Raw genomic sequence first — 11,766 nt, 5'->3', positions numbered from 1 at the left:
GGTCAGCGGCCGTGCAGCCGACGCCGGAGCGCGCGTCTCCCGTCGGCCGAGCCGCGCGGCGGTCAGCGCCGCCCGCCGCCCCCGCCCGTCCCGGCCGCCGCCGCCTCGCCCGCCGTCACCGTGGTGCCGGTCGCTCCGTCGACGCTCACCGTGTAGGTCGCGCCCGACGTCACCCCGGCGCTCGCGAGCACGATGCTCTGGATCGCCTTCGACGTCGTGAAGGACGAGACGACGCTGCCGTCCGCCGCGGTGATCGTCACGTCGCTGCCCGCCGCGACCGTCGACCCGAGTGCGGCCGACAGCCAGCCCTCGGTCGACGAGGCGTCCGGCGAGACCGCCATCCCGGCGCTCCCGGTCGCGAGCACGTCGCCGCCGGTGACGACCAGCGTCCCGTTCACGTCGAGCGCTCCGTTGCCGCTGCCCTCCGGGCCGTTCACGACCAGGCTGCCGCCGCTGATCACGGCGCTGCCGTTGGAGTCGAACCCGTCGCCCTCGGCGTCGATCGTGACCGTGCCGCCGCTGAGCGTGATCGCGGAGCCGTCGTCGCCTTCGCCGCCCATCCCGCCGCCCGGTCCCTGCGCTGTCGTGGTCGTCCCGGTCGACTCGCCGTCGGAGTCCGTGCCCGTCCCGCCGGACGCGTTCAGCCCGTCGTCGCTCGAGACGACCGAGACCTCGCCCGCCGAGATCCGGATGTCCGCGCTCTCGATCCCCTCGTAGGAGGAGGTGACGGCCACGTCCGCGCCGTGGAGCAGCAGCGCCGTGTCGGCGTGCACCCCGTCGTCGCCGCTCGCCAGCGTGAGCGTTCCGGCGCTCGCGTGCACCCAGCTGTCGGAGTGCACGGCGTCGTCCGCGGCGTCGATCGTGACGTCGCCGCCCTCGAGGTCGACGATCACGCCGGCCTTCAGCCCCTTCGCGGAGGCGTCGGCCGCGAGCTGCGTGCCGCTCCCGCCGCCCGCGGTGAGGTCGAGCACGCCCCCGGTGATCACGACGTCGGTGGTCGCGACGACGGCGTCGCCCTGCGCGTCGACGGTGAGGTCGCCGCCCGAGATCGAGACGAAGCCGGCGGTCGCGTCCTCCTCGTCGTCCGAGGTCAGCCCGTCGCCGCCCGAGGTGACGGAGAGCGTGCCGCCCTCGACGACCAGGTAGTCCTTGCCGCGGATGCCGTCGTCGGCCGCCGTGACGGTGATCGTGCCCGAGAGGATCACCAGCCCGTCCTTGCCGGTGATGCCGTCGTTGCCGTTGCCGTGCACCTCGAGGGCGCCGTCGCCGGTGATCGTGAGGTCGGCCGCGCTGTAGAGCGCCGCGTTCGACTCCGCGTCCTCGGCGTACGAGGCGGTGTCGCTCAGCACGTTCGTCGTGCCGACGGCCAGCTCGACCACCACGTCGGAGGCGGCGGTCACCGTGATCGCGGACCCGGTGGAGCTCGAGACGTCGACGCCGTCGAGCACGAGCCGCACCGTCCCCTCCGCGGTGGTGTCGACGACGACCTGCCCGTCGGCGAGGCTGCCGCTCAGCACATAGGTGCCGGCGTCCGTGATGGTGACCGTGGAGCCGTCGGCGCTCGCGCCGTCTCCGTCGACAGTGGCGGAGTCGCCGCTCAGCGTGATCGCCGTCGAGGTCGCGTCCGCGGCCTGATCGGTCGCGTGCACCGCGAGGTTCGCGGCCAGGATCTCCGCGGCGGTCGAGTCGAGCGCGGTGCCGACGGCCTCCACGGTCGTGCCGGCGGAGTCGGTGCCGGACGTGGTGCCGGAGGTGGCGCTGGACGAGGAGCCCGAGGTGCCGAGCGCGGATCCGGCGACGGCGGCCGCGCTGCAGCCGGCGAGCAGGGCCCCGGTGAGGCCGAGGCCGGCGAGGGCGGTCAGGGTGCGGGTGCGGTTCTGCATGACGGTGTCCTAACGGGGGGAGCCGGCGGCGGGGACGCGGGCGGCGGGGCGGCGGGTGGCGGGGATGCGGTCGAAGTGGCGGTGCAGGGTGCGGTTCCACTTGTTCGCGGGGAGGTCGGCGCGGAACGCGGCCATGCCGGTCCCGTACTTCGAGAGCGACGTGGGCCGGTGGCCGGCCGCCCAGAGGGCGCGGTCCACCTCGGAGGCGCGCGCCGCCGACTTGGTCTCGACGACCACGACCGCGGGCCGCTCGAGCGTCCGGCCGGCCGGGCCGTGCAGGCGCCAGAGCAGCCGGGTGTCGATGGTGGCCCGGGTCGCCGAGCCGGGGAGGAAGAGCGTGGTGCGCGCGTACTCCGTCGAGAGCACGGGCCCCAGGGTCGCGGAGTCGAGCGCGATCCCGGTCGCCGCGAGCGTCTCGTCGACGTAGGCGAGCCCCTCCGCGGTGAGCACGGCGCGCTCCTCGGGGCGGTAGCCGATCCGCTCCTTCACGGTGCTGCTGCGCGCGCCCCGGGTCTTCACCTCGAGGTAGCTCTCGCCCGCATCGAGGTAGGTGCGGGTGCGGATCTTGAAGCGCCGCCGCCGCCCGTGCACCGCGAGCCGGTAGCTCTCGAGCGAGGGGGTGTCGAAGTACACCGATTCGTAGTCGAAGTGACGGCGTCCGTCGATCTCGAGCGTGCGCGTCCTCGGGTCGAGCGCGGCCAGCACGCTGTCGAGAGCATCGGCCGGGATCAGGTACTTGCGGTCGACCCGGGTGAGCAGGGAGGCCCGCTCGACGAGCTCGGGCAGCGCGATCGCGGCGAAGGAGTCGAGCCGCTCGGTCACGGCGGTCATCGCGCGCTCCGCTGGACCGGCGTCGCGACCGTGACCAGGTCGTCGTGCCGGCCGCCGCGGCGGGCGACCGCCTCCGGGGCGTCGTAGCGGACGTCGACCAGGGTGGTGTCGTTGACGAGATCGAGCTGGCGGATCTGCACGTGCCGGACCCGCCCGCCGAGCAGCGCCTCGAGGTGCGCCGACAGGGCGGCCTCGTCGGTGAAGGCGCTGTCGAGGTTCACCGTCTGCGCACGGGTGCGGCGGAAGAGCCGCGGGTGGTCGGCGACGAAGAGGACCGCGATGATCAGCGCGATCAGCCCGATGGTGAGCGGGGTCGGCTCGGAGCCGAGGCCGCTGATCAGGCCGATCGCGAGCGCCGAGAAGTAGTAGGCCACCTCGTGCTGCTCGATCTCGTCCGAGCGGAGCCGGATGATCGACAGCACGCCGAACAGGCCGAGGCCGAGCCCGGCGCCGACGGTGCTCGACGCGAGCACGAGCGAGACGGCGAGCACGCCGACGTTGACGCCGAGGAACGCGGCGACGAGGTCGCGGCGCCGGTGGCGGGGGAAGTAGATCGCGAAGGTGAGCAGGCAGATCGCCGCGAGGTCGACGGCGATGGTGGCGAGAGCGAGCACGGTGACTCCAGAGAGCGGGCCCCGAGGGGGGAGGGGGTCGGGTGGGCCCCCTCATTCACGCGCCGCTCGCTATGCGCTTCCTATGACGCGTCTATGCCTCGCACTCGGATCCGGGCGCCGCCGATCGCGACGGTCCCGGCTTCCGCCGTCACTGCTCCCGCGGCGTCAGGCCGTGGCGACCAGCGCGCGCACCGCGGAGGTGAAGAACGCGAGCCCGTCCACGCCGGAGCGCATCGCGAGCGCGGTGTCCGGGCCGAAGCCCGGCTCGACCGCGTGCTCGGGGTGCGGCATCAGGCCGACGACGTTGCCGCGCGCGTTCGCGACTCCGGCGATGTCGTTCATCGAGCCGTTCGGGTTCGCGCCGAGGTAGCGGAAGACCACGCGGCCCTCGCCCTCGAGCTCCGCGAGCGTCTCGGCCGAGGCGATGTAGCCGCCCTCGCCGTTCTTCAGCGGGATGGTGATCTCCTGGCCGGCCTCGAAGTCGCTGGTCCAGACGGTGGAGGCGTTCTCGACGACGAGCCGCTGGTCGCGGCAGACGAAGGAGCCGACGTCGTTGCGGATCAGGCCGCCGGGCAGCAGGTGCGCCTCGGTCAGCATCTGGAAGCCGTTGCAGATGCCCAGGACGGGAGTGCCGGCGTTCGCCGCGTCGATCACCTCGCGCATGATCGGCGAGTGCGAGGCGATGGCGCCGCAGCGCAGGTAGTCGCCGTAGGAGAAGCCGCCGGGCAGCACGATCGCGTCGACGCCGTCGAGGTCGTGATCGCCGTGCCAGAGGGCGACGGGCTCCGCGCCGGCGAAGCGGACCGCGCGCTGGGCGTCGCGGTCGTCGAGCGAGCCGGGGAAGGTGATGACGCCGATCCGCATGCTCAGACCTCCGGGTAGTGGATGCCGACGACGTCCTCGATGACCGAGTTCGACAGAATCTCGTCGGCGAGCGCGGTGATCGAGGCGCGGACCTCGTCGGTCACCTCGTCGACGGTGATCTCGAAGCGCTTGCCCACCCGCACGCCCGTGACGGCGGAGTGGCCGAGGCGCGAGAGCGCGCCGGCGACGGCCTTCCCCTGCGGATCGAGCAGCTCGGCCTTGGGCATGACTTCAACGACGATCGTGGGCACCGTGTTCTCCGGAGTCTCGAGGGGCTGTGCGGATCTCCGCGCGCCCATCGTACCCGCCCGGCTTTCCGGCGATCCGTCCCGGGATCACGGGACTCCAGGACCCTCCGCTCAGACCGCCGCGGTCACCCGCAGCGTGTTCGCCCACGGGTCCTCGAAGGACAGCGTCCGGCCGTCGTCCGCCGTGGCGACCTTCGCGCTGCGCAGGCGCTCGCCGAGGGCACCGAGATCGTCCGCCGCCGGCACCACGATCTCGACCTGCCCCAGCCCGAGCGCGAGCTGCCGCCGCCCGGCGCCGAGCGAGTTCCAGGTGTTCATCGCCATGTGGTGGTGGTAGCCGCCGGCCGAGACGAACAGCGCCTGCCCGCCGTAGGCGATCGTCGTCTCGAAGCCGAGCCGGTCGACGTAGAACTCCTTCGCCGTCGCGACGTCGCCCACGCTGAGGTGCACGTGGCCGACCGAGGCGCCGCCGAGCCGCGGCTGCGCGATGGCCTCCTCGGTCAGGTGCTCCTGGAGGAACGCGTTCGGGTCGAGGAAGAGCGTCGACATCTCGATCCGGCCGTGCGTCCAGGACCACTGGGTGCGGTCGCGGTCCCAGTAGAGCTCGACGCCGTTGTGCTCCGGGTCGTCGAAGTAGAACGCCTTGCTCACCAGGTGGTCGGAGCTGCCGGTGAAGGAGCCGGGGTGCCGGGTCGCGACGCTGTGCACGGCGGCGGCGAGCGCCGCCTCCGACTCGAAGAGGATCGCGGTGTGGAACAGCCCGGCGCTGCGCGGGGCCGCGTGCCGCAGCTCGGGGGCGTGCTGCAGGATCACCGCCGGGACGCCGCCGCGGCCGAGCACCGCGACCGAGCCGTCCTGCGAGAGCAGGTCGAGCAGGACGGCGTCGCGGTAGTAGGCGACCATCCCGTCGAGGTCGGCGACGCGCAGCGTGACCGCCCCCATCACGGTGTCGGGGGCGAGCAGGTCGGGGGAGGAGGTGGTCATGCCGGTCATGCTAGGTCCAACTCAGTTGTAGCCACAACTATTTCCTTCCCGCGCCGATCCGCTGGACAAGGGGGGCGGAGGGGGATTCCGACGTTCATAGGATCGGCATAGGCATCACCCAGCGGGCCCTGGGCGGGAGGTCGTCGAATGGACTCCGGTCGCCGTCAGGGGCGGCCCCGGCCACGAGGACGCATCATGAACGAGTCACCCGAATCCCACGGCGCCGAGCGCGAGCCCGGTGCCGCCGCCGCCATCACGACGGACCCCACCGGCGCTGAGGAGCGCCAGGCGCTCCGGACCGACGACCGTCGCCGTCGTCGCCGCGCCCTGATCGCCGGCGGCGCCGGCCTCGCGCTGCTGATCGGCGTCACCGCGGGCGGCGTCTCGATCGCCGGCAGCGCGGAGTCGACCTCGTCCGCCTCGTCGAGCACCGCGTCCACGACCGTCTACCCCGGCGGTTCCCGCGGCTCCTTCGGCGGCGGCATCGTCGTGTTGCCGTACTCGGGCGGGCCCTCGTCGGCGTACGGCTACGGCAGCGGGTCGGCCTACGGGTACGGCTCGGGCTCGGGCGCCTCCGGCTCCACCTCGACGTCCACCGCGACCGACGCCGTCGCTGCGAGCGCCGCGCAGATCTCCGGCGTCGTCACGATCACCTCCGACCTCACCTACGAGGGCGCGACCTCGGCCGGCACCGGCGTCATCCTCACCTCCGACGGCATGATCCTCACCAACAACCACGTCGTCGAGGGCTCCACCAGCGTCACCGTCACCGTCGAGACCACCGGGCAGAGCTACACCGCCCGCGTCGTCGGCACCGACAAGACGAACGACATCGCCGTGCTCCAGCTCGAGAACGCCTCGGGCCTCACCCCGGCGACGCTCGACACCGCCGGAGTCGCGGTCGGCGACGCCGTCACCGCCGTCGGCAACGCGAAGGGCACCGGCAACCTCGTCGCCGCGGCCGGCACGGTCGAGGCCCTCGGCCAGAGCATCACGACGCAGTCCGAGACCGGCATCACCGGCGAGACGCTGACCGGCCTGATCCAGGTCGACGCGGACATCGTCGCCGGCGACTCCGGCGGTCCGCTGGTCGACTCGGCCGGGAAGGTCGTCGGCATCGACACCGCCGCCTCGAGCGGGACCGCCGACATCACCGGCTTCGCCATCCCGATCTCGACCGCCCTCGACATCGTCGCGACGATCGAAGCGGGCGCCGACACGGCGACCGTCGCGATCGGCTACCCGGCCTTCCTCGGCGTCTCGCTGCCGTCCACCGCGACGGCGGGCACCGCCTCCGGAGCCGTCTCGGGCGCGAGCACCGCGGCCGGCGCCCTCATCGCCGGTGTCATCGAGGGCACCCCGGCGGCCGCCGCGGGTCTCGCCGCCGGCGACGTCGTCACCGCGGTCGACGGTACGGCCGTGACCTCGGGCGACGCCCTCTCCGCGGACCTGGCCCAGCGCGAGCCCGGCGAGTCGGTCACCCTCACCTGGACCACCGCCGCCGGCACTGTCCAGTCGGCCACCGTCACCCTGGTCGAGGGCCCGGTCGCCTAGGAGCGGTCCGCTCCGCGGGCAGCTCCACCGGTGAGAAGGGCCGCTGCGCGGGCTGCTCGATCGGCGGCCACCATGCTGGTCGAGTAGCCGCGGAGCGGCGTATCGAGACCCGCCGTGCCCAGCAGGGCGGGCCTGCAGACCTGCGTGCTGACGCGGGCGGATCTCGATACGCGACCTGCGGCCGCTACTCGATCAGCATGAACGGTCCGCTGCGCGGGCTTCTTCATCAGCGAGAAGCATGCTGGTCGAGTAGCCGCAAAGCGGCGTATCGAGACCCGCCGTGCCCAGCAGGGCGGGTCTGCAGACCTGCGTGCTGACGCCGGCGGATCTCGATACGCGGCCTGCGGCCGCTACTCGATCAGCATGAATGCGAGGGTCGCGAGCGCACCGCGCATGCTGGTCGAGTAGCCGCGCAGCGGCGTATCGAGACCCGCCCCGCCTGCACCTGCATCCGGCGCCGGCGCACCTACCGCGACGCGCCGTTGTTTTGAACTATTCAACACAACTCGCTACGCTTGTCCCCATGACGATGACGGACGACCGGCTGCGAGCCTCCGGGCTCAAGGCCACCGCGACCCGGCGGGCCGTCCTGCAGGCGCTCGAGGGGCATCCGCACTCCGACGTCGATCAGATCCTCGCGCGGGTGCGCGTCGATCTGCCCGACGCCTCGGCCCAGGCCGTGTACGGGGTCCTCGCCGCCTTCACCGAGGCCGGCCTCACCCGCCGCATCGAGCCGGAGGGCCACGCCCGCCGCTTCGAGCTCCGGGTGGGCGACAACCACCACCACGTCGTCTGCCGCAGCTGCGGCGCCGTCGCCGACGTCGACTGCGTCGTCGGCCAGGCGCCCTGCCTGCACCCGTCGTCGTCGAGCGGCTTCGCCATCGACACGGCCGACATCACGTTCTGGGGCACCTGCCCCGACTGCCTCGCGCAGGCCGAGACCCGGCCCACGCCCGCCATCACCGCCGCGGAGGGCTCGACCGCCCGCCGCCGACAGGAGGACTCATGACCGAGGAACGATTCACGACGACCGATGCCGGAGCCCCCGTCGCCAGCGACGAGCACTCGCTGAGCGTCGGAGCCGACGGCCCCATCGCGCTCCACGACCACTACCTCCTCGAGAAGCTCGCGCAGTTCAACCGCGAGCGCATCCCGGAGCGCGTCGTCCACGCCAAGGGCGGCGGCGCCTTCGGCCGCTTCGTCACCACCGGCGACGTCAGCGCGTATACCCGCGCCGCGCTGTTCCAGCCCGGCGTCGAGACCGAGATGCTCGCCCGCTTCTCCACCGTCGCCGGCGAGCAGGGCTCGCCCGACACCTGGCGCGACCCGCGCGGCTTCGCGCTGAAGTTCTACACGAGCGAGGGCAACTACGACCTCGTCGGCAACAACACCCCGGTGTTCTTCCTCCGCGACGGCATCAAGTTCCCCGACTTCATCCGCTCGCAGAAGCGCCTGCCCGGCACGCACCTGCGCGACCACGACATGCAGTGGGACTTCTGGACCCTCTCGCCCGAGTCGGCGCACCAGGTCACCTGGCTGATGGGCGACCGCGGCCTGCCGAGCTCGTGGCGGCACATGGACGGCTTCGGCTCGCACACCTACCAGTGGGTCAACGCCGCCGGCAAGCGCTTCTGGGTGAAGTACCACTTCAAGACGAACCAGGGCATCGAGATCCTCAGCCAGGAGCAGGCCGACCAGATCGCGGGCGAGGACGCCGACTTCCACATCCGCGACCTGTCCGCCGCGATCGACCGCGGCGACCACCCCTCGTGGACGCTCTCGGTCCAGGTCATGCCGTACGCCGACGCCGAGTCCTACCGGTTCAACCCGTTCGACCTCACCAAGGTCTGGCCGCACGCGGACTACCCGCTGATCGTGGTCGGCACGATGACGCTCGACCGCAACCCGGAGAACTACTTCGCGCAGATCGAGCAGGCGACCTTCGCCCCCTCGAACTTCGTGCCCGGGATCGAGGCCAGCCCCGACAAGATGCTGCTCGCGCGCATCTTCAGCTACGCCGATGCGCACCGCTACCGCGTGGGCACCAACCACGCGCAGCTGCCGGTCAACGCCGCGAAGTCGCCGGTGCACTCGTACTCGAAGGACGGCGCGATGCGCTTCGACTTCCAGCGCTCCGAGCTGCCCGTCTACGCGCCCAACACGACCGGAGGCGCGCACGCCGACCCCGCCCGCGCGGCGGAGGGCCCCGGCTGGGAGACCGACGGTGCGCTCACGCGGGCCGCGGCGACCCTGCACCCCGAGGACGACGACTTCGGCCAGGCCGGCACGCTCTACCGCGACGTCCTCGACGACGACGCGAAGGCGCGACTGGTCGCGAACATCGCCGGTCACGTCTCCAAGGTGACCCGCCCGGAGCTGCGCCAGCGCGTGCTCCAGTACTGGGCGAACGTGGACAGCTCGCTGTCGCAGCGCGTCGCCGAGGCCCTCGAGCCCTCCGCCCCCGGTGCGGATGTCTCGCCGGAAGAGGTCGGCATCCACGCCTGACCCCCTGGTGCGCGGTGCCGGCTGATCCCGGTGCCGCGCACCTCCGCCCGGTCCCTCGGACCGAGCGCCCCCGAGCAGCGGGCGGTGCGGGCTGTCGCATGCGGCCCCGCACCGTCCGCTTCCCCCTCCGAGTGAGCCCGGCCGGCTCGCGAACCGGTGCATCAGCCGGGGAAGCCGAGGCGCCGCTGCCACTCGGCGAGCACCTCCCCGTCGACGTCGAAGAGCTCCGTGCCCCGGTGCGGAGCGTCGATCTCGGTGCTCGTCACGCGCACCCCGGTCGGCAGGATCTCCACGATCGCGGCTCCCGACGCGGCGATCGACCGCTCGTGCTCCGGCCCGGCGAGGACGTCGGTGCGGTTGGCCCCACCGGGAGCGACGACCACCGGCGCGGCGTGCGTCGTGTCGATGAAGGCGTGGTGCCAGTGCCCGGCGAGCACCGCGAGGAGGCTCGACCCGGCGACCGCCTCCCAGAAGTCGTGCGGATTGGCCAGTCCCATCCGCCGGTGCAGCGGGGTCACCGCCTCGATCGGCGGGTGGTGGAGCACCACCACGGTCGGGACTTCCGGCCCTTCGGCCACTCGGCTCCGCAGCCAGGCCAGCGTCGGCTCGGTGAGGAGTCCCCAGGACGCCCCGCCCGGAACGGACGAGTCGAGCACCAGGATCCGCGTCCCGCGCACGACGACCTCCGCGTTCCACGGACCGTCCGCACCGAAGCCCTCGCGGTCGTCGTGATTGCCGAGGGCGAGCACCAGCTCGGCGTCCCGCTCGGCGCACCACTCCTCGAGCCTGGTGCGCAGTACCCGGTACGACTCCGGATCGCCGTCGTCCGCGAGATCGCCCGACACCACGACGGCGTCGAGATCGGCGACGGAGGAGTGCGCCGCGAGCACCGCGTCGAGAGCGGCGCGCGGATCGACGATGCGGTTGTACCGGGCCGCGGGGTCGGCGAGCAGGTGAGTGTCCGAGAGATGCAGGACCCGCAAGGCCCGGGGAGTGGACTCCTCGAGGACGGCATCGGCCCGCGCTCCGGCCGCCTCGATCCGCTCGGCGTTCCGCTCGTCGGGACCGTCGGTCCAGGCGATCGCCTCGTCGAGGGTCTTGCCGAAGCGGAGGTGCCGGGCCACCAGTCGCCGCCGACGGAGCGCCGGCTCGACCCGCAGGTGCAGCGTCAGATCCAGGAAGCCTGCGACCTCGCCCCACCCGTCGTCCTCGAGCAGCAGGTAGTTGCCCTCGATCAGGACGACGGTCCGCTCGCCCACGGGGAGGGCGAGCGAGTCCGGAACCGGCTCCTCGATCGAGCGGTCGAAGGAGGCGACGCGCACGGTGTCGCCCGGACGCGCTGTCCGGATCCGCCGGAGCGCGTCGACGAAGCCTTCGACGTCGAAGGTGTCCGGGGCGCCCATCCGCTCGCGGCGGCCGAGTTCGCGCAGACGCTGCTGCGGCAGGTGGTACCCGTCGAGCGGGAGGACGAGCGCATCGGGCAGTTCCGCGCGCAGCCGTTCGGCGATCGTCGACTTGCCGGCGCCGGGGGAGCCGGTGAATCCCACCAGGAGCAGCGGGGTGTCGGCCGCCGCCCGGAGGATCGCCGCGACCGCGTCACCGATCGAGTGCAGGACGGGAGGCGCGTCGGACCGCTGGTGATCGAGCTGGGGCTGGTCGGGGGAAGGCATGCGCCCATTGTGCTCAGCGGGATCGGGGCCGCCGCGGTGCAGCCCGGGATCAGTGGACAGTGCGGGCGTTCTCGCGCTGGGGAGGAGACCTGGGCCAGGGGGCGACCGAACGCGACACGCCCGGGATGAGCACTTCCGGGGGCCCGGTTTGACAGCACCCGGATCGGGCCGTAACTTATTCCAAGTCGCCACACAGGCCGCAGGGAAACGGAAGAACAGGGCTCCTCAGGGAGCACGGTTCAACGTCCCGGCCTCATTCGGCACCATCCACTCGGCAAGACAGTCCTTCGGGTCAGGTCTGCCGCACGGATGTAAAGCCTTCGCAGGATCCCTCGGGTCCAGCAACTTCGCCGCCCGGCGACGGACTCAGGTCCGGAACCGAGCGACGTCGGAGCGCCTACGAGCGCAACGGCATCGCGAAGAAGCCGGATTTGACACGGCCTGCGGATGTGCTAAGTTAGTCAAGTTGCCACAGCGGCTGAGAGAACAACTTCCTCAGCTTAGCGAAGTCTTCCGACTAAAGCAACTTCTTCGACCACTTCCGTTGTGAAGCACCTTTTGTGGTGTGGAGGCGGGATGTGTCCGATTCTTGAGAACTCAACAGCGTGCACTA

10 protein-coding genes are annotated in these 11,766 nt (G+C 72.3%); 3 read left to right on the top strand and 7 right to left on the bottom strand.

The features are described from left to right. Positions 1-62 precede the first annotated feature (62 nt). From HQQ86_RS13630 to HQQ86_RS13605, 6 genes are all read right to left on the bottom strand, one after another. The gene (locus HQQ86_RS13630) at positions 63-1,883 is read right to left on the bottom strand and encodes a carbohydrate-binding domain-containing protein (RefSeq protein ID WP_173288841.1); all 1,821 of its coding nucleotides are present in this window, start codon (positions 1,881-1,883) and stop codon (positions 63-65) included. A 9-nt stretch (positions 1,884-1,892) separates the two neighbouring features. Then, positions 1,893-2,714: a polyphosphate polymerase domain-containing protein gene (locus HQQ86_RS13625; RefSeq protein WP_173288840.1), complete on the bottom strand. Its 822-nt coding sequence runs from the start codon at positions 2,712-2,714 to the stop codon at positions 1,893-1,895. Next, on the bottom strand, positions 2,711-3,328 hold the full coding sequence (locus HQQ86_RS13620) for a DUF4956 domain-containing protein (protein WP_173288839.1): 618 nt from the start codon (positions 3,326-3,328) through the stop codon (positions 2,711-2,713). Before HQQ86_RS13620 ends, HQQ86_RS13625 begins: the two co-directional genes overlap by 4 nt. A gap of 165 nt (positions 3,329-3,493) precedes the next feature. Continuing rightward, positions 3,494-4,192, bottom strand: a complete 699-nt coding sequence (purQ, locus tag HQQ86_RS13615) for a phosphoribosylformylglycinamidine synthase subunit PurQ (RefSeq protein ID WP_173288838.1) — start codon at positions 4,190-4,192, stop codon at positions 3,494-3,496. A 2-nt stretch (positions 4,193-4,194) separates the two neighbouring features. Continuing rightward, the gene (gene purS, locus HQQ86_RS13610; RefSeq protein WP_173288837.1) at positions 4,195-4,443 is read right to left on the bottom strand and encodes a phosphoribosylformylglycinamidine synthase subunit PurS; all 249 of its coding nucleotides are present in this window, start codon (positions 4,441-4,443) and stop codon (positions 4,195-4,197) included. 108 nt (positions 4,444-4,551) lie between these two features. Continuing rightward, a complete protein-coding gene (locus HQQ86_RS13605; RefSeq protein WP_173288836.1) occupies positions 4,552-5,433 on the bottom strand; it encodes a VOC family protein in 882 nt (293 codons plus the stop codon). Between the two features lie 186 nt (positions 5,434-5,619). Between HQQ86_RS13605 and HQQ86_RS13600 the strand changes: the two genes are divergently transcribed. The 3 genes from HQQ86_RS13600 to HQQ86_RS13590 all read left to right on the top strand — a co-directional run bounded on the left by HQQ86_RS13600 (position 5,620) and on the right by HQQ86_RS13590 (position 9,483). Next, on the top strand, positions 5,620-6,978 hold the full coding sequence (locus tag HQQ86_RS13600; RefSeq protein ID WP_173288835.1) for a S1C family serine protease: 1,359 nt from the start codon (positions 5,620-5,622) through the stop codon (positions 6,976-6,978). Between the two features lie 523 nt (positions 6,979-7,501). Then, positions 7,502-7,987, top strand: a complete 486-nt coding sequence (locus HQQ86_RS13595; protein ID WP_216845543.1) for a Fur family transcriptional regulator — start codon at positions 7,502-7,504, stop codon at positions 7,985-7,987. Further along, entirely contained in the window at positions 7,984-9,483 is a 1,500-nt protein-coding gene (locus HQQ86_RS13590) for a catalase (RefSeq protein ID WP_173288834.1), read from the top strand. Before HQQ86_RS13595 ends, HQQ86_RS13590 begins: the two co-directional genes overlap by 4 nt. 161 nt (positions 9,484-9,644) lie before the next feature. On the opposite strand, the gene HQQ86_RS13585 is transcribed toward HQQ86_RS13590, so the two are convergent. Beyond that, a complete protein-coding gene (locus HQQ86_RS13585; RefSeq protein ID WP_173288833.1) occupies positions 9,645-11,153 on the bottom strand; it encodes a metallophosphoesterase in 1,509 nt (502 codons plus the stop codon). Positions 11,154-11,766 lie beyond the last annotated feature (613 nt).

This window comes from Rathayibacter sp. VKM Ac-2857 (assembly GCF_013205025.1).
In the GTDB taxonomy this organism is placed as follows: domain Bacteria; phylum Actinomycetota; class Actinomycetes; order Actinomycetales; family Microbacteriaceae; genus Rathayibacter.
Note: the sequence above shows the minus strand (reverse complement) of the source record. Positions and strands in the feature narration are given on the sequence as shown.